The organism is Streptomyces sp. NRRL S-920, from assembly GCF_000717945.1.
GTDB classification, from domain to species: Bacteria; Actinomycetota; Actinomycetes; order Streptomycetales; family Streptomycetaceae; genus Streptomyces; species Streptomyces alboniger.
The window spans coordinates 132444-158171 of record NZ_JODF01000015.1; the positions used below are offsets into that span (position 1 = coordinate 132444).

The 25728-nt window shown below is 70.6% G+C and carries 17 protein-coding genes and 1 tRNA gene; 15 read left to right on the top strand and 3 right to left on the bottom strand.

Annotated elements, in window-relative coordinates; genetic code table 11:
* Positions 1-65: 65 nt before the first annotated feature.
* Complete coding sequence (locus tag IG54_RS0113670) at positions 66-2525, bottom strand: DEAD/DEAH box helicase (RefSeq protein WP_037897047.1); 2460 nt, start codon at positions 2523-2525, stop codon at positions 66-68.
* Positions 2526-2605: 80 nt separating this feature from the next.
* On the opposite strand from IG54_RS0113670, the gene bldG reads away from it, so the two are divergent.
* The 11 genes from bldG (at position 2606) to IG54_RS0113725 (ending at position 19246) form a co-directional block, all read left to right on the top strand.
* Positions 2606-2947 (top strand): anti-sigma factor antagonist BldG, encoded by a 342-nt coding sequence (bldG, locus tag IG54_RS0113675; protein WP_003975386.1) that lies wholly within the window; start codon positions 2606-2608, stop codon positions 2945-2947.
* A gap of 81 nt (positions 2948-3028) precedes the next feature.
* Positions 3029-3457: an ATP-binding protein gene (locus IG54_RS0113680; RefSeq protein WP_030782184.1), complete on the top strand. Its 429-nt coding sequence runs from the start codon at positions 3029-3031 to the stop codon at positions 3455-3457.
* Positions 3458-3908: 451 nt separating this feature from the next.
* On the top strand, positions 3909-6311 hold the full coding sequence (locus IG54_RS0113685) for a sodium-translocating pyrophosphatase (RefSeq protein WP_030782187.1): 2403 nt from the start codon (positions 3909-3911) through the stop codon (positions 6309-6311).
* A gap of 270 nt (positions 6312-6581) precedes the next feature.
* Positions 6582-7169, top strand: a complete 588-nt coding sequence (locus IG54_RS0113690) for a hypothetical protein (protein ID WP_030782190.1) — start codon at positions 6582-6584, stop codon at positions 7167-7169.
* Between the two features lie 125 nt (positions 7170-7294).
* Complete coding sequence (locus tag IG54_RS0113695) at positions 7295-8809, top strand: DUF7059 domain-containing protein (RefSeq protein ID WP_030782192.1); 1515 nt, start codon at positions 7295-7297, stop codon at positions 8807-8809.
* A gap of 257 nt (positions 8810-9066) precedes the next feature.
* A complete protein-coding gene (locus IG54_RS0113700; RefSeq protein WP_030782195.1) occupies positions 9067-9264 on the top strand; it encodes a hypothetical protein in 198 nt (65 codons plus the stop codon).
* A 575-nt stretch (positions 9265-9839) separates the two neighbouring features.
* Positions 9840-12671 (top strand): type I DNA topoisomerase, encoded by a 2832-nt coding sequence (topA, locus tag IG54_RS0113705; RefSeq protein WP_030782197.1) that lies wholly within the window; start codon positions 9840-9842, stop codon positions 12669-12671.
* A gap of 71 nt (positions 12672-12742) precedes the next feature.
* Positions 12743-15982, top strand: coding sequence for a dTMP kinase (gene tmk / locus IG54_RS0113710; protein ID WP_030782200.1), 3240 nt, complete (start codon positions 12743-12745; stop codon positions 15980-15982).
* A 157-nt stretch (positions 15983-16139) separates the two neighbouring features.
* Complete coding sequence (locus IG54_RS0113715) at positions 16140-17345, top strand: DNA polymerase III subunit delta' (RefSeq protein ID WP_030782203.1); 1206 nt, start codon at positions 16140-16142, stop codon at positions 17343-17345.
* 154 nt (positions 17346-17499) lie between these two features.
* Positions 17500-19077, top strand: a complete 1578-nt coding sequence (locus IG54_RS0113720) for an alpha/beta hydrolase (protein WP_030782205.1) — start codon at positions 17500-17502, stop codon at positions 19075-19077.
* A gap of 95 nt (positions 19078-19172) precedes the next feature.
* Positions 19173-19246, top strand: a tRNA-Thr gene (locus IG54_RS0113725).
* A 128-nt stretch (positions 19247-19374) separates the two neighbouring features.
* Here the strand turns inward: IG54_RS0113725 and IG54_RS0113730 are convergent.
* Positions 19375-21018, bottom strand: coding sequence for a tyrosine-type recombinase/integrase (locus IG54_RS0113730; protein WP_030782209.1), 1644 nt, complete (start codon positions 21016-21018; stop codon positions 19375-19377).
* Positions 21015-21716 (bottom strand): helix-turn-helix domain-containing protein, encoded by a 702-nt coding sequence (locus IG54_RS0113735; protein ID WP_030782213.1) that lies wholly within the window; start codon positions 21714-21716, stop codon positions 21015-21017. Before IG54_RS0113735 ends, IG54_RS0113730 begins: the two co-directional genes overlap by 4 nt.
* A 94-nt stretch (positions 21717-21810) precedes the next feature.
* On the opposite strand from IG54_RS0113735, the gene IG54_RS0113740 reads away from it, so the two are divergent.
* From IG54_RS0113740 to IG54_RS0113755, 4 genes are all read left to right on the top strand, one after another.
* Positions 21811-22041 (top strand): hypothetical protein, encoded by a 231-nt coding sequence (locus tag IG54_RS0113740; RefSeq protein WP_030782216.1) that lies wholly within the window; start codon positions 21811-21813, stop codon positions 22039-22041.
* Between the two features lie 233 nt (positions 22042-22274).
* Positions 22275-23576, top strand: coding sequence for a DUF3631 domain-containing protein (locus IG54_RS0113745; RefSeq protein ID WP_030782219.1), 1302 nt, complete (start codon positions 22275-22277; stop codon positions 23574-23576).
* A gap of 421 nt (positions 23577-23997) precedes the next feature.
* The gene (locus IG54_RS0113750) at positions 23998-24852 is read left to right on the top strand and encodes a DUF2637 domain-containing protein (RefSeq protein WP_030782221.1); all 855 of its coding nucleotides are present in this window, start codon (positions 23998-24000) and stop codon (positions 24850-24852) included.
* A gap of 322 nt (positions 24853-25174) precedes the next feature.
* Entirely contained in the window at positions 25175-25726 is a 552-nt protein-coding gene (locus IG54_RS0113755; protein ID WP_030782224.1) for a MobC family plasmid mobilization relaxosome protein, read from the top strand.
* Positions 25727-25728: the final 2 nt, after the last annotated feature.

A 25728-nucleotide genomic window follows, 5' to 3' on the forward strand; every position in this document is an offset into this window, starting at 1 on the left:
ACCCCGCCGAAGGCGCCCCCGCCAGAGAAGGTGCCCCGCCAGCGAAGGCGCCCCCGCCAGGCACCTCACCCGCCCGTCCCCTCCGCGTCCCGCAACAACACCGAAAGCAACCGCACAGCCCCCCGCTTGTGCAACGGATCGTTGCCGTTGCCGCACTTGGGGGACTGGATGCACGAAGGGCAGCCCGCCTCGCACTCACAGGCCGCGATCGCCTGTCGCGTGGCCGTCAGCCACTCCCGCGCCGTGTGGAAGGCCCGCTCGGCGAATCCGGCCCCGCCAGGATGGCCGTCGTACACGAACACCGTGGGAAGGAGCGTGTCCGGATGCAGCGGCACGGAGACGCCGCCGATGTCCCAGCGGTCGCACGTGGCGAACAGCGGCAGCATGCCGATGGAGGCGTGCTCGGCGGCGTGCAGGGCGCCGCCGAGGATCTCGGGATGGACGCGGGCGGCGTCCAGTTGGTCCTCGGTGACCGTCCACCAGACGGCGCGCGTGCGCAGCGTACGAGGAGGCAGCTCCAGCTTGGTCTCGCCGAGGACCTCGCCCGTGATGAGTTTCCTGCGCAGGAAGGAGACGACCTGGTTGGTCACTTCGACGGAGCCGTAGCACAGACGGCCCTCGCCCCAGGGCACCTCGACATCCGTCTCCAGGATGGCGATCGCGGTGGTATCGCGCGCGGTCGTCGAGTACGGCGGCACGGCCTCCTCGACCAGCGCCACCGAGTCCTCAAGGTCGAGTCGGCGCACGAGATACGTACGGCCTTGGTGGAGGTGGACCGCGCCCTCGTGCACGGTGGCGTGCGCCGCGGACGCGTCGACGGTGCCGAGCAGCCGCCCCGTGCCCTCCTCGACGATCTGGACGGGCCTGCCGCCCTCGCCGCGGATGTCGGTGAGATCGGCGGCCCGCTCCCGGCGGGTCCAGTGCCAGGCCCTGGTGCGGCGGCGCAGCAGCTTCGCGGCCTCCAGCTGCGGAAGCAGTTCCGCGGCGGCCGGACCGAAGAGGGCGAAGTCCTCGTCGACGAGGGGGAGTTCCGCGGCGGCGGCGCACAGGTGGGGCGCGAGGACGTACGGATTGTCGGGGTCGAGGACGGTGGACTCGACGGGCTGCCGGAAGAGCGCTTCGGGGTGGTGGACGAGATACGTGTCCAGGGGGTCGTCCCGGGCGACCAGCACGGCCAAAGCCCCCTGCCCGGAGCGGCCCGCCCGGCCCGCCTGCTGCCAGAGGGAGGCGCGCGTGCCGGGGTAGCCCGCGATGAGGACGGCGTCCAGGCCCGAGACGTCCACGCCGAGTTCGAGGGCGGTGGTGGCGGCGAGGCCGAGGAGTTCGCCGGAGTGCAGGGCGCGTTCCAGGGCGCGTCGCTCCTCGGGGAGGTAACCGCCCCGGTAGGCGGCGACGCGGCGGGCGAGGGAGCGGTCGACCTCGGCGAGGCGTTCCTGGGCGATCACCGCGATCAGCTCGGCGCCGCGCCGGGAGCGTACGAAGGCCACCGAGCGCACGCCCTGGACGGCGAGGTCGGTGAGGAGGTCCGCGGTCTCGGCGGTGGCGGTGCGGCGCACGGGGGCGCCCTTCTCGCCGTGCAGCTCGGTGAGCGGGGGCTCCCACAGGGCGAAGACGAGTTCGCCGCGGGGCGAGGCGTCGTCGGCGACCTCCTTCACGGGCAGGCCGATGAGGCGCTCCGCGGAGACGGCGGGGTCGGCGGAGGTGGCGGAGGCCAGCAGGAAGACGGGCTCGGAGCCGTAGCGGGCGCAGAGGCGGCGCAGGCGGCGCAGGACCTGGGCGACGTGGGAGCCGAAGACGCCGCGGTAGGTGTGGCACTCGTCGATGACGACATAGCGCAGCGCGCGCAGGAAGGAGGCCCAGCGGGGGTGGGAGGGCAGGATCCCGCGGTGCAGCATGTCGGGGTTGGTCAGCACGTAGTTGGCGTACTGGCGTACCCATTCGCGTTCCTCGAAGGGGGTGTCGCCGTCGTACACGGCGGGGCGTACGGCGTTGCCGAGAGGGGCGGCGAGTTCGCGGACGGCCCGGCGCTGATCGGCGGCCAGGGCCTTGGTGGGGGCCAGGTACAGGGCGGTGGCGCCGCGCCCGTTGGGTGCCTCGGAGCCGTCGAGGAGGGCGGAGAGGACGGGCGTGAGATAGGCGAGCGACTTGCCGGAGGCGGTGCCGGTGGCCACGACCACGGATTCCCCGTCGAGGGCGTGCTCGGCCGCCAGGGCCTGGTGGGCCCAGGGCTGCTCGATGCCCGCCGCCCGGACGGCGGATATGACTTCGGGGCGGATGCGGTCCGGCCAGACTGCATACCGAGCCGCACGTGGGGGCAAGTGCTCCGTATGAGTGACGCGCGATGCACGGCTCGGCCCAGCGCTGAGGCGGTCGAGGACCGCCTGCGGGGACGTCTGTGCCGGGGCGCCCGCAGAGGGTCCTCCGGTAGGAGAAATTTTGGCCATCGGCATCGAGTGTGTCACTGGCGGGATGGACAATGGTCCCAAGGCGTCGTGCACGCCTGCCGGTAAGTGATTGAATGCCATCGCGGCTGGCGATCCGTCCTGGGGGCTCTGCCGAGGTGTCCCGAGGGATGACCGCTCGATAGCAAGGTGCTGGAGGATCCGTGGACCTGTCCCTGTCGACCCGTACCGTCGGCGATCGTACGGTCGTCGAGGTCGGTGGCGAAATCGATGTTTATACCGCGCCCAAGCTGCGCGAGCAGTTGGTCGAGCTGGTGAACGACGGCAGTTTTCATCTGGTCGTCGACATGGAGGGCGTGGACTTCCTCGACTCCACCGGGCTCGGCGTGCTGGTCGGCGGCCTGAAGCGTGTGCGTGCCCATGAGGGCTCGCTGCGCCTGGTCTGCAACCAGGAGCGCATTCTCAAGATCTTCCGCATTACCGGCCTGACCAAGGTGTTCCCCATTCACACCTCGGTCGAGGAAGCAGTCGCTGCCACCGACTGAGGCCCGGAGTGGCAGTACAGCAGGGGACCGGGCCTGCGGCCCGGCCCCCTGACAGCACGCGCGTACGTCCGAGGGGGATGCATGGCCACCGTTGAACTCCACTTCAGCGCGCTGCCCGAGCACGTCAGGACCGCCCGCCTCGTGGCGGCCGCGGTCGCGCGCAGGGCCGGGGTGGACGAGGCCGTCCTCGACGAGGTCAGGCTCGCCGTCGGCGAGGCCTGCACGCGTGCCGTCGGGCTGCACCAGAGCAACGGCGTGGACGCGCCGGTGCGGGTCGCGCTGATCGAGGACGAGAAAATGTTCTCCATCGAGGTCGGCGACGAGGCACCCCGTTCGGCGCCCGGTGACCGGGTGCCCGGCGCGCGCGACGAGCTGGAGGCCGAGGGCGAGGACGAGATGGGTCTCGCCGTCATCAGCGGTCTCGTGGACGACGTCGAGGTCACCGCCGGCGAGTCCGGTGGCCTGATCCGCATGAGGTGGCCGACGACCCCCGCGCCGCTTGTGCCCTGATCCACGCATTCGGCCCTGATCCACGCCGGTCCTGCCCCGGTCCGCGGCGCTCCTGCCCTGATCCACGCCACTTCGGCCCTGATCTCGCGCCACTTCTGCCCTGATCGGCTCCGCTTCCGCTCCCGGTTTCCGTGCTGGCCGTTCCCGATGGCCCCGGTCCGGAGCGCTCGCGTCGAGGCTCCGGAACCCGACGCCCCTCTCGCCCCGACAGGCCCTGTCACCACCACGGTGAACAGGGCCTTTTCTTATTCTGATCACCTCATTATCTAGATCGACGATCTCTCGTCAACGGTTTTGAGGCATTACCGCTTTCGGGGCCAATCCGTGGCCGCGATCATTTGCTGAGAAGCAATCTCAGGTCAATTGCGTTAGTGGCGCTCTGTTTTGATCAGGTTCCGCTCCCTACAATCCGTCCACATCTTGAGCTCAGCCCAAGCGTCAAGGAGGACGAATGGCGGGGCTTTCTACCCCTCATGAGTTTGACCACCCATCAACCTTCGCAGCCGCAGTCCTGACGGACGACAATCGGCTTATCGTGATGGTCATCGCGGCCGTCGCGCTCGCCGCGCTCGTCGTCGCCGGTGTCCTGGTGCGCCAGGTGCTCGCGGCCGGCGAGGGCACCGACAGCATGAAGAAGATCGCGCGGGCCATCCAGGAAGGCGCTAATGCCTATCTGGGCCGGCAGCTGCGCACGCTCGGCGTATTCGCCGTCGTGGTGTTCTTCCTGCTCATGCTGCTGCCCGCGGACGACTGGAATCAGCGCGCCGGACGATCGATCTTCTTCTTGATCGGCGCGGCGTTCTCGGCTACCACCGGCTATATCGGTATGTGGCTCGCCGTGCGCAGCAATGTGCGCGTCGCGGCCGCCGCCCGGGAGGCCACCCCGGCGGAAGGAGAACCCGAAAAGGATCTCACCGCCGTCTCGCACAAAGCCATGAAGATCGCTTTCCGTACGGGCGGCGTCGTCGGCATGTTCACGGTGGGGCTCGGTCTGCTGGGCGCCTCCTGTGTGGTGCTCGTCTACGCGGCCGACGCACCGAAGGTGCTCGAAGGATTCGGGCTCGGAGCCGCGCTGATCGCGATGTTCATGCGTGTCGGCGGCGGCATCTTCACCAAGGCCGCCGACGTCGGCGCCGACCTGGTCGGCAAGGTCGAGCAGGGCATTCCGGAGGACGATCCGCGCAATGCCGCGACCATCGCCGACAACGTGGGCGACAACGTCGGCGACTGCGCCGGTATGGCCGCCGACCTCTTCGAGTCGTACGCCGTCACGCTCGTCGCCGCGCTGATCCTCGGCAAGGTGGCGTTCGGCGACGCCGGGCTCGCCTTCCCGCTGATCGTTCCGGCCATCGGTGTCGTGACGGCGATGATCGGCATCTTCGCGGTGGCGCCGCGGCGTGCCGACCGCAGCGGCATGAGCGCCATCAACCGCGGCTTCTTCATCTCCGCGGTCGTCTCGCTGGCGCTCGTGGCCGGCGCCGTCTACATCTACCTTCCGTCCTCGTACGCGAAGCTGGACGGCGTCACGGACGCGGCGATCGCGGGCCACAACGGCGACCCCCGGGTCCTCGCGCTCATCGCCGTGGCCATCGGCATCGTGATGGCCGCCCTGATCCAGCAGCTCACCGGCTACTTCACCGAGACCAACCGGCGTCCCGTCAGGGACATCGGCAAGACCTCGCTGACCGGTCCGGCCACCGTCGTACTGGCGGGCATCTCGATCGGCCTCGAATCGGCCGTCTACACCGCGCTGCTGATCGGGCTCGGCGTGTACGGGGCGTTCCTGCTCGGCGGTACGTCGATCATGCTCGCCCTCTTCGCCGTCGCCCTCGCCGGTACGGGGCTGCTGACCACCGTCGGTGTCATCGTCGCCATGGACACCTTCGGCCCCGTCTCCGACAACGCCCAGGGCATCGCCGAGATGTCCGGTGACGTCGAGGGCGCGGGCGCGCAGGTGCTCACCGACCTGGACGCCGTCGGCAACACCACCAAGGCCATCACCAAGGGCATCGCCATCGCGACCGCGGTCCTCGCGGCGTCGGCGCTCTTCGGGTCGTACCGCGACGCCATCGCGACAGCGGCCAAGGACGTCGGCGAGAAACTCGGCGACGGCGCCCCGATGAACCTGGTGATGGACATCTCACAGCCCAACAACCTGGTGGGCCTGATCCTCGGCGCCGCGGTCGTCTTCCTCTTCTCGGGGCTCGCGATCAACGCGGTGTCGCGATCGGCCGGGGCCGTGGTCTACGAGGTGCGGCGGCAGTTCCGCGAGCACCCCGGGATCATGGACTACAGCGAGCAGCCGGAGTACGGGCGCGTCGTCGACATCTGCACCAAGGACGCGCTGCGCGAGCTGGCCACTCCGGGTCTGCTCGCCGTGCTCACGCCGATCGCGGTCGGCTTCTCGCTCGGCGTCGGCGCGCTCGGCTCGTTCCTGGCGGGCGCGATCGGCACCGGCACGCTGATGGCGGTGTTCCTCGCCAACTCCGGTGGTGCCTGGGACAACGCGAAGAAGCTCGTCGAGGACGGCCATCACGGCGGCAAGGGCAGTGAGGCCCACGCCGCGGTGGTCATCGGCGACACCGTGGGCGACCCGTTCAAGGACACGGCGGGCCCGGCGATCAACCCCCTGCTGAAGGTGATGAACCTCGTGGCGCTGCTCATCGCGCCCGCGGTGATCCAGTTCAGCTACGGGGACGACGCCAGCGTCGGCATGCGGGTCCTCATCGCGGTGGCCTCCATCGCGGTCATCATCGGCGCCGTCTACGTCTCCAAGCGGCGGGGCATCGCCGTCGGGGACGAGGGCAACGCCGGGCGGGCGGCCAAGTCGGCCGATCCGGCGGTCGTTTCGTAGCAGGAGCGGCACGCGTCCAAGGGGCGGGCGGACGGCGCGTTTTGACGCGCCGTCCGCCCGTCCGCGTGTGGGCACGCCCACGGGCGCCAGGTCTCTGACGGCACGTGAGTAGGTCTCTGAGGCTTGCGAGTGTGTCTCTCTGACGACTCGTGAGTCTCGTCTCGCGCTCCCCGCCATCTGCTTGGTGCAAATGGCTGCAATAGCGGTTGTACCGGACCCACGACATGCGATTGTCGCTCGATTGGCGTGTAAGTTCCGGGGCCGAGAGCCATGGAAGGGACCAATCCGGTGAACAAGAAGCTTGCAGCCGCACTGTCCGGCGGTGCGGTACTGGTACTCACTCTGTCCGGGTGCAGCAGCGACGACGGCAACAAGGAACTGGACGACTGGGCCAAGAAGGTCTGTGACTCCGTCCAGCCGCAGTCGAAGAAGATCGCGGACGCCAACGCGGCGATCCAGAAGGAGACCTCCGACAACAGCTCGCCCGCCGACGTCCAGAAGACCGACTCCAAGGCGTTCCAGGACATGTCCGACGCCTACAAGGCGATGGGCTCCTCCGTGAAGGACGCGGGCGCGCCGCCGGTCGACGACGGTCAGAAGAAGACGGACGACGCCGTCAAGGAACTGAACGGCATCTCCAAGTCGTACGCGGACCTGAAGAAGCAGGTCGACGGATTGAACACCAAGAACCAGGCGGACTTCGCGGACGGCCTCAAGGACGTCGCGGGCGAGCTGGACAAGCTGAGCAAGAGCGGCAACGAGGCGCTGGAGAAGTTGCAGGAGGGGGAGGTCGGCAAGGCGATGGGCAAGCAGGACAGCTGTAAGAGCGCGTCCGCCACACCGTCCGCCAAGGAGTAGCCCCCTCGCACAGGACTGGCCCCTTGCGTAGGGGCCGGCCTTTTGGCGGCGATACGTCTTCCACGCCCTCGGTACCCACGGCGGCGCCGAGGGCGTCGGCGTTGTCCGCGGGCCACAATGGGGGTGTGAGTAACCCCAGCCTCCCCCTGCCCTCGTCCGACCGCGCCGACGTAGCCGCCTCCCTGCGAGAGGCTCTGCTCGCCGCCGACTTCACCGCCGACGGGCTGCTCGAACTGCTCGGGGCGCCCGCGTACGCCGCGCTCGCGCGCAGTGAGACCGTGCCCGCGCTGCGGGCCACCCGCGGGGACGGCGCCCTCGCGGCCCTCGTACGCCTCTTCCTGCTCCAGGAAACCGTCCCCCACGCGCGCGTGGCGGACGTTCTGCCCGTCGACGCTCTCCTGGAGAGCCGCTGGCTGGCCGGCCAGGGGGACGAGCTGCGGGCGACCGTGGATGTGCGCCCCTATGGCGGACCGGACGGCGAGGACTGGTTCATCGTCTCCGACCTGGGCTGCGCTGTCGGCGGCGCGGGCGGCATCGGCAGCCATGACGAAGGTGTCGTCCTCGGCGTCGGCGGGGCGTCCACGACACTCGCCGGGATCACCGTGCGGACCCCGGTCGACAGCGCGCTCGACCTCGGCACCGGCTCCGGAATCCAGGCCCTGCACGCCGCACAGCACGCCACGCGCGTGACGGCGACCGACCTCAACCCCCGGGCGCTGGAGTTCACCCGGCTCACGCTCGCGCTGTCCGGCGCCCCGGAGGCGGACCTGCGCGAGGGCTCCCTCTTCGAGCCGGTGGGCGAGGAGACGTACGACCTGATCGTGTCGAACCCGCCCTTCGTGATCTCGCCGGGGGCCCGGCTCACCTACCGCGACGGCGGGATGGGCGGGGACGATCTGTGCCGGTCGCTCGTTCAGGAGGCGGGGGAGCGGTTGAACGAAGGGGGGTACGCGCACTTCCTGGCCAACTGGCAGCACGTGGACGGCGAGGAGTGGCAGGACCGCCTGCGCTCCTGGGTGCCGCGCGGCTGTGACGCCTGGATCGTGCAGCGCGAGGTCCAGGACATCACGCAGTACGCCGAGCTGTGGCTGCGGGACGCGGGGGACCACCGCCAGGACCCCGCGGCGTACGCGCAGCGGTACGAGGCGTGGCTGGACGAGTTCGAGGCGCGCCGGACGCGGGCCGTCGGGTTCGGCTGGATCACCCTGCGCAAGTCCGGGGCCGCCGAGCCGACCGTGACCGTCGAGGAGTGGCCGCACCCCGTCGAGCAGCCGCTCGGCGAGACGGTGCGGGAGTTCTTCGACCGCCAGGAGTACCTGCGTACGCACGACGACGCGGCGCTGCTCGCCGGGCACTTCAAGCTCGCCGACGAGGTCATGCAGGAGCAGGTCGGGCTGCCGGGCGCCGAGGACCCGGAGCACGTCGTGCTGCGCCAGCACCGAGGGATGCGTCGGGCCACCAAGGTGGACACCGTGGGCGCCGGATTCGCGGGTGTGTGCGACGGCTCGCTGAGCGCCGGGCGGATCCTGGACGCCATCGCCCAACTGGTCGGGGAGGACCCGGTGTTGCTGCGGGACCGGACGCCCGCGCAGATCAGGCTCCTGGTGGAGCAGGGCTTCCTGCTGCCGGTCCGGGCGTAGGGCCTGGCCCGTGCGGCGGCGCCCGGGGCGGTGCCCGGGGTGGTGAAATCGGCCAACATCCCGTACGCATCCGGCGATTCGGGCGCGTACGGCGGGTTCCGGGGCGTACGGCGAATGCCGGGGCGTACGGCGGGTTCCGCGGGGTGCGGGGTTGCGGGCGCCGTCCGTCGTTCACCCGGATTTCGCGCTCCCGATTCCCGGCTGTGCCAGCCTCCTGGCGGACCGCCGAGAAGAGCTGCCACGGGGAGGCAAGGGCCATGGAGAGCGCACCCGCGATCTTCGCCGGAACGGTGTTCGCGCTGTTCGGTGCCGGACTGCTGCTGTGGACCGGTGCGCGGGTCGCGCACCGCGAGCCCGTCGCCCACGGTGTGAAGCCTGTCGCATCGGCGACGCTCTCCGCGCTCGCCGGTTTCGGGGCGCTGCTTCTCGGAGTGTGGTGTTTCACTCGGCTGTGAATCCGGGCGCCGACAGCAGGCGCCGACAGCGGCGGACCGCCACCTTCCGGTGACGGTGGAGCGTCGTATTTCGGCTGCGGCGGAGCGCCGTGTTCCGGTCGACGGGCGGCCGTACGCCGAGGACGCGGGCGGGGCTGTCCCGGTGGTGCGGCGGGTGGTACTCCCGTAGGGAGTGGGGTCGCGCTTCCCGGGGACGGTGTCGCGTTTCGGCACGGCGGGCAGGCTCGTTCCGATGCCGGGGAGGGGACTGGTCCGGGGCGATACGGGGACTCCTCAGGTACCGGGGAGCGGACGGCTCCAGGTGATCGCGCAGGTGCGGCGGGGCCGCTGCCCCGGCGGGTCGCCGAAACGGCAGGTCGCCACTCCGGGCGGCAGGAATGGCGGTAGTCGGGTTACCGTTCGAGTGGCCGTTGCGGGCTTTTACCGTTTGACACGGGGGCGGGATGTACCGTCACACTCCGCAGCGTCAGCGCAACGCAAGCCATGCGAGCACTGCCACCGCACTGCCAGGAGCACTGCTACGAGCATTGCCACCGCGCACTGCCACCGAGCGTCGACCGGAGAGAAGAGCGAAGTTGTCCCCGACCAGCGAGACCGCACAGGGCGGCCGCCGACTCGTCATCGTCGAGTCGCCTGCCAAGGCGAAGACGATCAAGAGCTACCTCGGCCCCGGCTACGTAGTCGAGGCCAGCGTCGGGCACATCCGCGACCTCCCCAACGGCGCCGCGGAGGTGCCCGAGAAGTACACCGGCGAGGTGCGCCGCCTCGGCGTGGACGTCGAGCATGACTTCGCGCCCATCTATGTCGTCAACGCCGACAAGAAGGCGCAGGTCAAGAAGCTCAAGGACCTGCTGAAGGACTCCGACGAACTCTTCCTCGCCACCGATGAGGACCGCGAGGGCGAAGCCATCGCGTGGCACCTCCTCGAGGTCCTGAAGCCCAAGGTCCCCGTCCACCGGATGGTCTTCCACGAGATCACCAAGGACGCGATCCGCAGCGCCGTCGCCAACCCGCGCGAGCTGAACAAGCGCATGGTCGACGCGCAGGAGACCCGCCGCATCCTCGACCGCCTCTACGGCTACGAGGTCTCGCCGGTCCTGTGGAAGAAGGTCATGCCGCGCCTGTCGGCGGGCCGCGTCCAGTCCGTGGCCACCCGCCTCGTCGTCGAACGGGAGCGCGAGCGCATCGCCTTCCGCTCCGCCGAGTACTGGGACCTGACCGGCACCTTCGGCACCGGCCGCGCCGGTGACGCCTCCGACCCGTCGCAGCTCGTCGCCCGCCTCACCTCGGTCGACGGCAAGCGCATCGCCCAGGGCCGTGACTTCAACTCCGTCGGGCAGCTCAAATCCGACACCCTGCACCTGGACGAGGCGAACGCACGTGCGCTGGCCGCCGCGCTCCAGGACACGAACTTCTCCGTACGGTCCGTCGAGTCCAAGCCGTACCGCCGCTCCCCGTACGCCCCGTTCCGTACGACGACGATGCAGCAGGAGGCCTCGCGCAAGCTGGGCTTCGGCGCGAAGGCCACGATGCAGGTGGCCCAGAAGCTGTACGAGAACGGCTTCATCACCTATATGCGTACGGACTCCACGACCCTGTCCGACACGGCGGTCTCCGCCGCTCGCGCTCAGGTCACGCAGCTCTACGGCAGCGACTACCTGCCGGACAAGCCGCGTACGTACGCCGGGAAGGTCAAGAACGCGCAGGAGGCGCACGAGGCGATCCGTCCCTCGGGTGATCGTTTCCGCACGCCCGCCGAGACCGGCCTGACCGGCGACCAGTTCCGGCTCTACGAGCTGATCTGGAAGCGGACCGTCGCCTCCCAGATGAAGGACGCGACCGGGAACTCCGTCACGGTCAAGATCGGTGGCCGTGCCTCCGACGGCCGCGACGCCGAGTTCAGCGCGTCCGGCAAGACCATCACCTTCCACGGCTTCCTCAAGGCGTACGTCGAGGGCGCCGACGACCCGAACGCCGAGCTGGACGACCGCGAGCGCAGGCTTCCGCAGGTCAACGAGGGAGACGCGCTCTCCGCCGAGGAGATCTCGGTCGACGGGCACGCGACCAAGCCCCCGGCCCGCTACACCGAGGCCTCGCTGGTCAAGGAGCTGGAAGAGCGCGAGATCGGCCGCCCGTCGACGTACGCGTCGATCCTCGGCACCATCCTCGACCGCGGATACGTCTTCAAGAAGGGGACGGCGCTCGTCCCCTCGTTCCTGTCGTTCGCCGTCGTCAATCTGCTGGAGAAGCACTTCGGGCGGCTCGTCGACTACGACTTCACCGCCAAGATGGAGGACGACCTCGACCGCATCGCGCGGGGCGAGGCGCAGGCCGTGCCGTGGCTGCGGCGCTTCTACTTCGGTGAGGGCGAGCCCTCCGGCGGCGCGGCCGACGCGGGCAACGGCGACGGCGACCACCTCGGCGGTCTCAAGGAACTCGTCACCGACCTCGGCGCGATCGACGCCCGCGAGGTGTCGTCCTTCCCCGTCGGTGACGGCATCATGCTGCGCGTGGGCCGCTACGGCCCCTACATCGAGCGCGGCGAGCGCGACTCCGAGGAGCACCAGCGGGCCGACGTCCCCGAGGACCTGGCGCCCGACGAGCTGACGGTCGAGTACGCGGAGGAGCTGCTCGCCAAGCCGAGCGGGGACTTCGAACTGGGTGCGGACCCCGCGTCGGGCCACCAGATCGTCGCCAAGGACGGGCGTTACGGCCCGTATGTGACGGAGATCCTTCCCGAGGGCACGCCGAAGACCGGCAAGAACGCGGTCAAGCCGCGCACGGCCTCGCTCTTCAAGACCATGTCGCTGGACACGGTCACCCTTGAGGACGCGCTGAAGCTGATGTCGCTGCCGCGCGTGGTCGGCACCGACGCCGAGGGCGTCGAGATCACCGCGCAGAACGGCCGGTACGGCCCGTATCTGAAGAAGGGCACCGACTCGCGCTCCATCGAGAGTGAGGAGCAGCTCTTCACCATCACGCTCGAAGAAGCCCTGGAGATCTACTCCAAGCCGAAGCAGCGGGGGCGCGCGGCCGCGAAGCCGCCGCTGAAGGAGCTGGGCCAGGACCCGGTCAGCGGGAAGCCCGTCGTGGTCAAGGACGGCCGCTTCGGCGCGTACGTGACCGACGGCGAGACCAACGCGACGCTGCGGGCGGCGGACTCGGTCGAGGACATCACCCCGGAGCGCGGCTACGAGCTGCTCGCTGAGAAGCGGGCGAAGGGGCCCGCCAAGAAGACGGCGAAGAAGGCCGCCAAGAAGGCACCTGCCAAGAAGGCGCCCGCCAAGAAGGCCGCCGCCACGAAGACTGCCGCAGCTAAGAAGACGACCGCTAAGAAGACCGCCGCTAAGAAGACCACTGCCAAGAAGGCGGCGGCTTCGAGTAAGGCTGCCTCTTCGGAGGACTGACGCAGCGGGGCGACCGGGCGTTAGTTCGGGTGGGCCCTCGGGGAAGCGGCGCGTCCAGATAGGCTGGACGGATGACGCGTGCCGAGCAGCCAACGGCCGGAATCCCGGCCCCCGACGACGCCCTGGTCGCAGATTCCCGAGAGCGTGCGGTCCGCGCTCTGCTGCGCGTACCCCAGCTGAAGCGGTTGTGGAGCGCTCATCTCGTCGGCAGTGTCGGCGACGCGCTCGCCCTGCTCGTCCTGGTGATTCTCGCGCTCCAGTCGGCCATCGCGGAAGGTGCCTTCGGCGGCGGCTACCGTGGCGTGGCCCTCGCCATCACCGCGGTCTTCGGAGCGCGTGTCCTCGCGACGCTGCTCTTCGGAGCGGTGCTCCTCGGACCGCTCACCTCCCTCACCTCACCGGGTGGCCCGCTCGACCGGCGCTGGACCATGGTCGGCGCCGACGGCGTGCGCGCGGCGCTGCTGATCGTCGCGCCGCTGTGGATCGACTGGACGCCGGACAACGCCCTCGCGGTGATCCTGGTGACCTCCTTCGTGGTCGGGGTCGCCGAGCGGTTCTGGACGGTCGCCAGGGAGAGCGTGGCGCCCGCGCTGCTGCCCGCGCCGCCCCTGGAGGGCGCGACGGTACGGCCGCTGCCGGACCACATGGACGCGCTGCGGCGCCTGTCGCTGCGTACGGGATTCGTGGCGATGCCCCTCGCGGCCGCCGCGCTGGTCGCCATCACGCTCATCGGCAACCTCCTGGGCGCCGGGCTCGACTGGTTCGCACTGCACCAGGCGGGGCTCGCCTCGTTCCTCGCGGCCGGGCTGTTCGCCGGTTCGCTGTCCATCGTCTACTTCCTGCGCCTTCCCGGTACGCAGACGCCACGCGCGCGTAGCCCCCTCGAAGGGCTCCGCAGGCCGCGTACGGGCACCGGGACCGACAAGGGGCGTACGGGTGCCATCCCGCTGCTCGTCGTCGCCTGTGCCGCCGTCGCCACGGCCGTCGCCGCGGCCGTCGCCGTCGCCTTGCTGCACGCCAAGGACCTGGGCGGTGGCCCCGTCACGTACGGCCTGATCGTCCTCGCGCTCACCGGCGGCACCGTCGTCGGCATCCGTACCGCGCCCTCCCTGCTGACCTCGCTCTCCCGCCGCCGGCTGCTCGCTCTCGCGATCGCCCTCACCGGCCTCGCACTGCTCGCCGCGGGCCTCGTGCCCGACGTGACGACCGTCCTGCTGCTCCTGGCCCTCACCGGCGTCAGCGCGGGCGTCGCCGCGAACACCGGGCACGCGCTGCTCGACCAGGAGGTCGAGGACTACCGCAGGGCCCGCACCACCGAACACCTCCAGGCCGTCGTCCGGCTGAGCGTCGCGCTCGGCGCGCTGGTGGCCCCCGTGGTCGCCGCCGCGATCGGGCCGCACCGCATGGTCAACGGCAAGTTCGTCTTCGACCACGGAGGCGCCGCCTTCACGCTGATGCTGGTCGGCGCGCTGCTCCTGCCGGTGGCCGCGCTGGTCCTCGCCAAGGCCGACGACCGGCAGGGCGTACCGCTGCGGCACGACCTGCTCGACGCGCTGCGCGGCGGCGACGACCCGGCGCAGGCTCCCTGCGCCACCGGCTTCTTCATCGCCCTGGAGGGCGGCGACGGCGCCGGTAAGTCGACGCAGGCCGAGGCGCTCGCCGAGTGGATCCGCGCCAAGGGCCATGAAGTCGTCGTCACGCGCGAGCCGGGCGCCACGCCCGTCGGCAAGCGGCTGCGGTCGATCCTGCTGGACGTGTCCTCGGCCGGTCTCTCGCACCGCGCGGAGGCCCTGCTGTACGCCGCCGACCGCGCCGAGCACGTCGACACCGTCGTACGGCCCGCCCTGGAGCGCGGCGCCGTCGTCATCTCCGACCGGTACATCGACTCGTCCGTCGCCTACCAGGGCGCCGGACGCGACCTCTCGCCGACCGAGGTCGCCCGCATCAACCGCTGGGCGACCGGTGGGCTCGTACCGAACCTGACGTGCCTGCTCGACGTGTCGCCCGAGGCGGCCCGCGAGCGGTTCACGGAGGCGCCCGACCGGCTCGAGTCGGAGCCCGCCGAGTTCCACGCGCGCGTGCGGTCCGGTTTCCTCACCCTCGCCGCCGCCGACCCCGGCCGCTACCTCGTCGTCGACGCCGCCCAGGAGCCGGAGGCGGTCACGACCGTGATCCGGCACCGCCTCGACGTGGTCCTTCCGCTCTCCGAGGCCGAGGTGAAGGCCCAGGAAGAGGCCCGCAAGGCCGCCGAGGAGGAGGCGCGGCGCAAGGCCGAGGAAGAGGCCGCCCGCAAGGCCGAGGAGGAGCGCCTGGAGCGCGAGCGCCAGGAGCAGCTCGCCAAGCTGCGCGCCGAGGAGGAGGAGCGCAAGCGGCGCGAGCTGGAGGAGGCCCAGCGCCGCGAGGCCGAGCGGCAGGCCGAAGAGGCCAGGAAGCGGGCCGAGGAGGCGCGGCGCAAGGCCGAGGAGGAGAAGGCCAGGCTGCTCGCCGAGGAGAAGCTCAGGGAGGCCGAGGAGGCGCGGCGCCGCGCGGAGGCCGAGGAAGAGGCGCGGCTGCGGGCCGAGGCGGAGGAGCGCCGGCGCGAGAAGCAGCGCAAGGCGGAGGAGGCGTTGCTGCGGGCGGAGGAGGCGCGGCGGATGGCCGCGGCGTCCGCGGCTGCGGCTGCGGCGGCGGCTGAGGCGGCTTCGGCCTCCACGGCATCGGCGCCCACGGCATCGGCGCCCACGGCATCGGCGTCCACGGCCTCCGCGTCCACGGCTTCTGCTTCTGGTTCTGCGCCGGGTGCCTCAGACGCACCGGCTGCCTCAGACGTCCCGGCAGCACCAGCCGCCCCGGCCGCACCGGCCACCCCGTCCGTGCCGGACAACGAGACCACCGTGTCCACCCCCGTGGTGGCGCCGCCGCCGGCCGGAGCGGCCGACGAGACCGCCGTCCTGCCGGCGGTACGGCCCGACGGGCCGGGCCCTGAGGACACCGAGGTGCTGCCTCAGCCGCCGGCTCCGGGGGCCGCGGACGAGACGGCGGTGCTGCCGGTCGTCTCCGAGGACAAGGTGCCGCCTGGCTACTTCCGCGACGAGCGTCCCTCGGCCCCCGAGGGGGCCAACGAACGCACCCGCGAGCTGCCCCAGATCGACGAGCAGGGCACGCCCCGGCGCTCCGGTCCCGGATGGGCCGAGGAGGCGCCGGTGGACGATCTGCCGACGCTGGCGGACGAACTGCTCGGCTCGCACGAGGACGGTGCCGACGGCCCAGACGAGGCGAATGGCGCCGATGGCAAGAGCGGGCGGGGGCGCCGCGGCGGCCGTCGGCGTTGATCGCGGGCGCCGGCCCGAAGGCGGGCCGGGGGCCGTCCGGGAGCCGGGCGGCCCGGATTGTCAGTGGCGTGTTCCACAATGGGCAGTCCGGCAAGAGCAGTGCGCAGCGTAAGGCGGTGACCCCCATGAGCGTGTGGGACGACGTGGCGGTGACGTCGTGAGCGTGTGGGACGACCTGGTGGGCCAGGACCGGGTGAGCGCGCAGCTGAGCGCCGCCGCCCGGGACGCCGACGCGCTGGTGACCGCGGTCGCCGCCGACACACCCGTGCCGGATTCGTCGAGGATGACGCACGCCTGGCTGTTCACGGGCCCGCCCGGCTCCGGACGGTCCACGGCGGCGCGCGCCTTCGCCGCCGCCCTCCAGTGCACCAGCCCGGACCGCGCCCTGGGCGGCGTTCCCGGCTGCGGGTTCTGCGACGGCTGCCACACCAGCCTCGTCGGTACGCACGCCGACGTGGAAGTGGTGCGTACGGACCTGTTGTCCATCGGCGTGAAGGAGACCCGCGAGCTGGTCCGGCGGGCCCAGCTCTCGCCCGCGGTCGGGCGCTGGCAGGTCATCGTCCTGGAGGACGCCGACCGCCTCACCGAGGGCGCGGGGAACGTCCTGCTGAAAGCCGTCGAAGAGCCCGCTCCCCGTACCGTGTGGCTGCTCTGCGCGCCCTCCCTGGAGGACGTGCTGCCGACCATCCGCTCCCGCTGCCGGCACCTGACCCTGCGTACGCCTCCTGTGGATGCCGTCGCCGACGTGCTCGTACGGAGAGACGGCATCGCGCCCGATGTCGCCGCGTCGGTGGCGCGCGCCACGCAGGGGCACATCGGCCGCGCCCGGCGGCTCGCCACCGACCCCCGCGCGCGCGAGCGCAGGGCCGCCGTCCTGAAGCTGCCCCTGCGGGTGCAGGAGATCGGCGGCTGTCTGAAGGCGGCGCAGGAGCTGATCGACACGGCGACCGACGACGCGAAGCAGGTCGCCGAGGACGTCGACACCAAGGAGACCGAGGAGATGAAGGCGGCGCTCGGCGGGGCGCAGGGCAGCCGGATGCCGCGCGGCACCGCGGGCATCATGAAGGAGCTGGAGGACCGCCAGAAGCGCCGCAAGACCCGTACGCAGCGCGACAGCCTCGACCTCGCGCTCATCGACCTGACCGGCGTCTACCGCGACGTCCTCGCTCTTCAGTTGGGCTCCCGCGTCGCCATCGCCAACACGGAGGTGCAGGACATGCTGGAGCGCATGGCCCTGGCCACCTCCCCCGAGTCCACGCTGCGCCGCATCGAGGCGATCGGCGCCTGCCGCACGGCCCTCGATCGGAATGTGGCGCCGCTGCTGGCGGTGGAGGCGATGACGGTGGCGTTGCGGGCCGGGTGAGGCGGCCGGACGCGCGGCCGGACACGTAGGGGGAGCGGTGGTGGGAGCGGTGGTGAACCGCCGCGCGTGGCGGACTGGTTGACAGCGTCACCCGTACGAGTAACGCGCGAGTACGTTATGTGTTCAGGCATGCGCGGAGAGTTAGGCTCGCGTGATGGACATCAGCCGTCGCAACCGTCGCAGCCGCAGCCGTCACCTCCCCTTCCGCACGTGCGGCACGCTGCTCGTGACCGCGGGGCTGCTCATCTCGGGCTGCTCGTCGGGGAGTTCGCGGGCGGACGCCTCCATGGTCGCGCTGCCCAGCTCGACACCGGCGGATCTGGCCTCGTACTACGACCAGAAGCTCCGCTGGCGCGAGTGCGGTGTCACCGGTTTCGAGTGCGCCACGATGAAGGTCCCGCTCGACTACGACAAGCCCGCGGCGGGTGACATCAAGTTGGCGGTGGCCCGCAAGAAGGCCACCGAGCGGCGGGCGCGGCTCGGTTCGCTCCTGGTCAACCCGGGCGGGCCCGGCGGCTCGGCGGTCGGCTACCTCCAGGCGTACGCGGCGCTCGGCTATCCCGAAGAGGTCCGCTCCCGCTACGACATGGTCGCCGTCGACCCGCGCGGGGTGGCCCGCAGCGAGCCCGTCACCTGCCTCGACGGCGAGGACATGGACGCGTACACGCAGACCGACATGACCCCCGACGACCAGCGCGAGACCGATGAGCTGCGCACTTCCTTCGAGGAGTTCGCGGAGGGCTGCAAGGAGCGGTCGGCGAAGATCCTGCCGCATGTCTCCACCGTGGAGGCGGCGCGCGATATGGACGTCCTCAGGTCGGCGCTGGGCGACGAGCGGCTGTCGTACGTCGGAGCCTCGTACGGGACGTTCCTCGGCGCGACGTACGCCGGTCTCTTTCCGAAGCGCGTGGGGCGTCTCGTCCTGGACGGCGCGATGGACCCCTCCCTGCCCGCGCGCCGGATGAACCGCGACCAGACCGCGGGCTTCGAGACGGCGTTCCAGTCGTTCGCGAAGGACTGCGTGGCGCTCGGCGCGGAGTGCCCGCTCGGCTCCGGGAGCCCCGACGAGGCGGGCAAGCGCCTCAAGGCCTTCTTCGACGAGGTGGACCGGATGCCCCTGCCCGCCGGTGACTCCTCGGGCCGCAAACTCGGCGAGGCCCTCGCCACGACGGGCGTGATCGCCGCGATGTACGACGAGGGCGCCTGGCCGCAGCTGCGTGACGCGCTCGGCTCGGCGATCAAGAACAAGGACGGGGCGGCACTGCTGGCGCTCTCCGACAGCTACTACGAGCGTGACGGCGACGGCACGTACGCGAACCTCATGTTCGCCAACGCCGCCGTGAACTGCCTGGACCTGCCGCCCGCCTTCACCACCCCGGCCCAGGTCAAGAAGGCCCTCCCGGACTTCGAGAAGGCCTCCCCCGTCTTCGGCGAGGGCCTCGCCTGGGCCTCCCTGAACTGCGCGTACTGGCCGGTCAAGGCCACGGGCGAGCCGCACCGCATCGAGGCGAAGGGCGCGGCGCCCATCGTCGTCGCCGGCACGACCCGCGACCCCGCCACGCCCTACCACTGGGCCCAGGCCCTGGCCTCCCAGCTCTCCTCGGGCCGCCTCCTCACATACGAGGGCGACGGCCACACGGCGTACGGCAGGGGCGGCGAGTGCGTCGACTCGACGATCAACGCGTACCTCCTGGAGGGCAAGGTCCCGGCGGCGGGAAAGCGCTGTTCGTAGGGCGGGAGGGCCGCTCCGGGAGGGGTGTGCGGAGCACCCCCGGAAACTGTGTAGACTTGGCCGCGTTGCTGATCGCACGATGGTGCGGACGGCGCGCCGCCTTAGCTCAGATGGCCAGAGCAACGCACTCGTAATGCGTAGGTCTCGGGTTCGAATCCCGAAGGCGGCTCGGAATTACCCCAGGACTCACTCGCCGTGACCTGGGGTTTTTTCATGCCTGGGGCCGGCCGAGCCGCATGACGGGGATGCCGTGGAAGTGCTTGCGTGAGCGATGCGTGAGCGGAACCGCTCTGGGACCTACTTCTTGGGCTTCCGGCGCTTGGCCTTCTTGCCCGCCTTGGCCTGGGCTTTCGCCTTGTCCTTCGGCTTGCCGCACCTTGCCTTGCCGGCGTTCTTGGCCTTCTCCTTCTTCGCGGCCTTGCGTGCCGCTTTCTCGGCCTCGGCCTTGCGCTGGAGAGGGACGAGCTTCGCGGTCGCCTCGGCGGCGCTCCTGCCGACCTGGGGCAGGACGCTCTGGTAGATGTCCCGCGTGATGCGGGTGTCGCTGTGCCCGAGAGTGTCCGACACGATCTTGATGTCGATGTCGGCGGCGAGCATGAGGGTGGCCGCGCCGTGGCGCAGGTCGTGCAACCGGATCGGCGGGAGGCCGGAGGCGGCGACGAGCCGTTCGAAGAGGTCCGTCACCTTGCCGGGGTGGAGCCAGGAGCCGTCTTCCTGGGTGAAGACGTGGCCGGTGTCGACCCAGGCCGTGCCCCACTTCTCGCGGGCCTTGTCCTGCCGCTCGCGGTGGCCCTTCAGGACGTCGACGGTGTCGTCGTCGAGTGCGACCACGCGATAGCCGCTGTCCGTCTTGGGGTCGGACGCCTCGATCTCCCAGCCGTCCTGCACGAGTTGGGAGGAGACGGTGAGGGAGTGTGTGTCGAGGTTCGTCTCCGACCAGGGCTGCCCGCATGCCTCGCCTCGGCGTAGGCCGCGGAAGGCGATCAGGTGCCACATCGCGTACAACCGGTCCTCGGCTACGAAGTCGAGGAAGGAGCCAGTCTGTTGAGGCGTCCAGACCATCACAGGCGACGGCTTCTCGCCCGTCTGCTCCCACTTGGCGACCCGCTCGTCCGTCCACACGAGCGCCTTCGGCTTGCACACGGGGTCGATCTCCACGTGGGCGGCGGGGTTGAACGTGATTATCTGCTGGCCGATCGCGTCATTCAGCGCCGCGCGGAGGGTTGCCTTGACGTGCTGACGAGTGGCGGGGCCGGTGATACGGCGGAAGGGCGGCATCTCGTCTATTGCGGCCTTCATCGCCTTGCGTCGGGCTCGGTTATCGGTGCCCTTCCACGGCACGGTCGCCAACTCGTCGATCGCGGCTCGCCGCTGGGCGTTGTCCTCCAGGATCTGGGCGTTGGCGTCGCGGATGTCCGTGAACATCTCGCTCAGATGGCTGACGCGTAGCCGGTCCAGACGCCGGTTGCCGATGCGCGGCTTCAGGTGGACGCGGATGTCTGTCTCGTAGCGATTGAGGCCGGACTTGCGTATGCGCTTGCCGGTCAGCCAGCGGTCGAGCCATTCGGCGACGGTCAGGCTGCCGATGAGGTCTTGGCCGGAGTTGAGACGCCGCCGGGTCCCCTCTACCTCGGGCAGGGGCGAGCGCTCGCGGCTGACCTCGGCCAGCATCTCGGCGATGAGTTCGGTGCCCTCCGGATCGTCCGAGTCGGCGAGCCCAAGCAGGGCCCGTACGTGGTCGAGGGCGGCTTGGGCTGCCTTGAGGCTGCCATACCCGCCACGGGCGAAGGAGCGTCGGCTGCCGTCCTCGCGGGGTGAGAGCTCCTGGCGTACGGAGTAGGTGCAGTGGTTCCTGCTGTTGCGCTTGGGGCAGGAGGTGCCGAGTTCCTTGCCGGTCTTCGGGTCGCGGCAGGAGCAGCGGCGGTAGGTGGAGCCCTTCAAAGATCATTCTCCTCGGTGGTGTCGGGGTTGGTGCCGGTCGATTCGATGGCGCTGATGACGTCGGGCCACAGGTGTGGGGGTGTGACGCCCTCTTCCTCGATAAAGGCGCGGACCCGGTACAGGCGTGTCTTGGCCTTCTCGGCGGCTACGGCGGCCTGCGCCTGGGCTCGCAGGGCCTTGGCCTTTCGATCCGCGTTGTGGGCGGTCTTGGCCTGGTAGCGGGCGTGCTCCTCGTCTTGCTGTGCGCGGCGCATCTGCTCCTGCGCGGCGTGGTGGGCGCGGAAGTAGCGGAGCATGTCGTCGTCCGCGCCGAGGTCGGTCTCCTCCCCGGTGAACCAGCGCAGCGCGTCCAGCGACGTGGTCGGGTGTTGGAGAGGAAGGCGTTGTACGTCTTCGACGTAGCCAACGGGATAGAGCAGGCAGATGGGCGGGGTGTTCAGCGCCTCGGCCAGCACCATGACGTCGACCAAGGGCAGGTTGGAGCGGCGCCCGGACTCCATGTTGGCGATGACGTTGCGAGGGATCGGATGACCGATCTCCTCGCACTTGTCGGCCAAGTCCTGTGCGCTCCAACCCAGTTCCTTCCGTCGTCTGCGGACCTCGGCGGCCACGGTGGCCATGACCTGGTCCACCCACTCCGGGACGTCGTCCCCGTCATCGGCCTTGTTCTCTCTAGGATGGCTACGGTGTTGTGTCATGGAGACACATTAGCTCGCTTAGCGTTGATTCCAAGACCTGGAGACGGACGCAGAGGCCGCGTTCGCCGTGGGCTCAGTCATGGATGGAGTGCGCATGCGCGAGAACGAAGACGCCGGATGGGCGAAGGGGATGAGTCGTGAGGAGCTTCTGGGGCTCCCGGCGGCCGTTGACCTGGAGACGGGTAACCGGGCGTTGGGGCTCGGCCGGAGCAAGGGCTACGAGCTGGCCAAGCGCGGCCAGTACCCGTGCAAGGTGCTCAGGCTCGGGAACGCCTACCGGGTGGTGACCGCAGACCTGTTGGCCTTGCTGGGGCTGGCCGCGTGAGGCGCCTGATGCGCCATAGGCCATTCTGCGCTGAGCTGACACAGAAACGCTGGACTGTGGCATGGCGTGGACGTACTGTCCGTGGTCGCTCGCGGTACCGAAACCCCCGCGAGCAAAGGGAGAGCCTCCGGCGGTGCAACGCCGGAGGCCCCGAGACTCCCCAGCAATCCCGTGAGATCCGACCCGGCGGCAGGGGCGTGCAAGCCCGACACCGCCAGACGAGGAGCCGCCCAGTGCAACCCGAGAACCCCGACTCCTATTCCGCCTCCGCCCGAGCGGCCTGGCCCGCCACAGCCATCCCCGGCCAGCCCGGCGCCCACCTGCGCCCCGCCCAGGCCGACGGTGCCACAGCGGACGCGTACGACGGTCCGGCCGACGGCAGCAGCGAGGCGGACCCGGCAAGGGGCCTGGAGACCATCCCCGACGCGGAGCCGACGCCGGGCTCGGAGCTACTGGATGAACTGCGTTCCCAGATAGCCCAGTTCGTGATCCCACCCTCTTCCGAGGCGCTGGACGCGATCACCCTGTGGGTGGCGGCGACGCAGCTCCAGCCCGCGTGGCAGCACGCCCCACGGCTGGCGGTGGTGGGACCTGCGAAGCGGTGCGGGAAGTCGCGACTCCTGGACGTGCTGACCGAGACGGTCCACGAGCCGATGCTCACCATCAACACCACACCAGCGGCCATCTTCCGCTCGATCAACGAGGAGGAGCCGCCGACGCTGCTGGTGGACGAGGCCGACACCATCTTCGGCCCCAAGGTCGCGGAGAAGAACGAGGAAACACGCGGTCTGCTCAACGCCGGTCATCAGCGCGGCCGTTACGTCACCCGGGTCGTCGGCAACGACCACACCCCGCACAAGTTCGCCACCTTCGCGATGGCGGCCATCGCAGGTATCGGTGACCTGCCGGACACCGTCATGGATCGATCGGTCGTCATCCGCATGCGCCGCAGGGCCGAGGGCGAGAAGGTCAAACCCTTCCGCTCGCGACGCGACATCCCCGCTCTGCACGAACTACGCGACCGCATCCGTGCCTGGGCCCTCCCGCTGCTGGAGGACGCTGCGAGCCTGGAGCCGGAGATGCCGGTCGAGGACCGAGCCGCCGACACCTGGGAGCCCCTGGTGATCGTCGCCGACCTGGCCGGCGGTCGCTGGCCCCGGCTCGCGCGGATCGCGTGCGCACGAATGGTCGCCGCCGAAGTGGCGGCCGAGGAGGACCACCCGAGCGGGGCGCGGATCCTCGCTGACATCCGACGGGTCTTCTTCGCGCAGCGGGAGGCGGACAGCCTCTCCACCGAAGACCTCCTGCACCACCTGAACGCGGACGCCGAAGCCCCGTGGGGAGAGCGTGGACGCTTCGGGCTGACCTCGCGGGAGCTCAGCGGGATGCTGCGGGACTACGACATCCGGCCCGGCAATGTACGCATGGCCGATCGGACGCAGCGCAAGGGCTACATGCGCAACAAGTTCCTCGACGCCTGGCGGCGGTACTGCCCGACCGTCCACCCCGTCGACGCTCGTCGCGGCGAAGCCTGACCCTCACCTCCCTGGTTGCCGTACTTGCCGTCCCTGCCGTGATCGTGCAGGTCAGGGCGCACGCCAGCAAGACGGCAGCCGAGGGCAAGACGGCAGCGCACGCGCCTGAGAACGTGCAGCCCGCAGGGGACGGCGTCCGGATCCGTCTTGCCCCGTCCCAGGCGTCCTCGCCGTATCGCCGCAGGTCACAGTCCTGCTTGCCGGGACGGCTGCCATAACGCAACCGTCCCGGTGAGGGCCAAGCCGTCCCAAGGCGGAGCCCGAACCGAAGCCGCCGCCTCCCTGTCCCGAATCGGGACAAGACGCTGGCGCTGCCCGCCAGGACGGCACGTCCGGAGCGCTGCCGTCCCGCGCTGACCTGCACCTGCAACGGCTGAGACGGCAAAGACGCCCCACACCACCACCCCCAGGAGTTTCCCGCTTGACCGCCCCGCACCTCACCACGCAAGCACCCCAGCCGCGAGCCGACGTCCGCAGCGAAAGGCAGCCGACGAAGCGGGTTGACGCCGAGCAACTCGTGCTCGGCGCGGCTGGCCTCGTCATCGTCGCCCTGACAGCCGGAGCGTTCTGGCTCTCCTACGCGCACCTCGCCGACGTCGCCGGCCAACACGGGCTCGGAGCAACCCCCATCCGCCGCTGGGCCTGGCCCGCCACCCTGGACGCGTTCATCGTCGCGGGCGAACTGCTCATGCTGCGCGCAGCGCTGCGCCGCATAACCGACCCCTGGGCAATCGCCGTGACCGTTGCCGGATCAGTCGGCTCCATCGCGTTGAACGTCGCCGGGGTCAGCGGAACGGACAACGCGCGCAGCGTCCCGCTCCTCGACTACGTGGTCGCAGCCGTTCCTCCGGCCGCCGCGATGGTCGCCTTCGGCGTCCTGATGCGACAGATCCACCAGCTCGTCGCACCGCCCGGCGACTCCTCGGACAGGGGTTCCGTAAAGGCGCAGGAACGATCGGTCGGCGACATCAACCACAGCCACCGGCCAGACGCCGCTCCTGATAGTTCGCCGGTCTCCGGTGACGAGCGGACGGAACCTGCGCCCCAGGTTCCGGAGAGCAAGTCGAGCGGTGGTCGTCCGCCGAAAGCGACCATCGCGGAGCTGGCGAACATCGGACGGACGACCGGTCATCAGCACGGCAAGCTCACGCGCGGCCTGCTTCGAGCGGCAGTGAAGGACCGAGACCTGACGATCGGCAGTGAGCGGCAGACCGAGGTGATGGAACTACTTCGGCCGGAACTCGAAGCAGCTGGCATAGAGGTCTCCAGGCGCTGACCCCGGCCTGCTCGGGTGACCGGAACCCCTCCGGTCACCCGAGCATCGGCCAACCGGCCCGCAGCTTTCCACACCTGTGGACAACGCGACGACCACGCCGCGCAAGCATCGCCACCCCGCACGCCCAGGCGTACATGGAGCATCTCCCTTGACGCACAATCAGCGCCTGCCTGAGGACACCCACTCTGAGCCACCTGACTCGCCGCAGTCTCCTACGCTGCTGGCACGTCTGCGGCACGCGTTCGGACGGACGGCCCCTGGCGGAGCCAGTAGTACCCCGAGTCCGACTCAAGGCCGGCCTTCGGGGATCTCCGCCCCGGGGGTGGCGGAGACGGCCCAGCGCCAGGGGGCGCCGGACCAGGAGGCCGTGGCCGAGGGCGGCCCCGACCCGGACGAACTCCACGCCGCCCAGCGCGAGATCCTGCGCCCCGCCCACGCCGCCGAGCCCGCCGCCGGCGAGCCCGCCGTGAAGAGCGCCCAGCCCACGATCCGCCGCTTCACCGGCGACAAGCGAGCAGAACGCGTCGGCCCTCTGCGCTTCACCTCCGACGAGCTGGTGGACGTCCAGAAGACCGCTGCCGAGCACGGCTACAAGGGCGACTCCGGCTTCGCCGCCGACGTCGTCCTCGCCTTCGCCACCGGCCGGTTCACCGCCAATCTGCCGCTGTCCGAGGACCGCCGCCGCACCCACATGTTCCGCGCCCAGGTCCTGCGCCAGCTCAACCGGATCGGCGTCAACATCAACCAGATCGCCCGCGCCCTCAACAGCGACTACACCCCACCCGACATACGCCAGCACCTCGATGAACTGCAGCACCTGCTGGAACTGATCGCCGAATCCCTGCGCGAGCCCGCCGACCCGACGGAGGTCTGACC

What these genes read in the sequence shown, in the direction of transcription:
- IG54_RS0113740 (WP_030782216.1), top strand. Translation starts at nt 21,811, where the DNA reads ATGCGCGAGAACGAAGACGCCGGATGGGCGAAGGGGATGAGTCGTGAG.
- IG54_RS0113700 (WP_030782195.1), top strand. Translation starts at nt 9,067, where the DNA reads ATGGAGAGCGCACCCGCGATCTTCGCCGGAACGGTGTTCGCGCTGTTC.
- tmk (WP_030782200.1), top strand. Translation starts at nt 12,743, where the DNA reads ATGACGCGTGCCGAGCAGCCAACGGCCGGAATCCCGGCCCCCGACGAC.
- IG54_RS0113670 (WP_037897047.1), bottom strand. Translation starts at nt 2,525, where the DNA reads ATGGCATTCAATCACTTACCGGCAGGCGTGCACGACGCCTTGGGACCA.
- IG54_RS0113720 (WP_030782205.1), top strand. Translation starts at nt 17,500, where the DNA reads ATGGACATCAGCCGTCGCAACCGTCGCAGCCGCAGCCGTCACCTCCCC.
- IG54_RS0113690 (WP_030782190.1), top strand. Translation starts at nt 6,582, where the DNA reads ATGGAAGGGACCAATCCGGTGAACAAGAAGCTTGCAGCCGCACTGTCC.
- IG54_RS0113685 (WP_030782187.1), top strand. Translation starts at nt 3,909, where the DNA reads ATGGCGGGGCTTTCTACCCCTCATGAGTTTGACCACCCATCAACCTTC.
- IG54_RS0113680 (WP_030782184.1), top strand. Translation starts at nt 3,029, where the DNA reads ATGGCCACCGTTGAACTCCACTTCAGCGCGCTGCCCGAGCACGTCAGG.
- IG54_RS0113735 (WP_030782213.1), bottom strand. Translation starts at nt 21,716, where the DNA reads ATGACACAACACCGTAGCCATCCTAGAGAGAACAAGGCCGATGACGGG.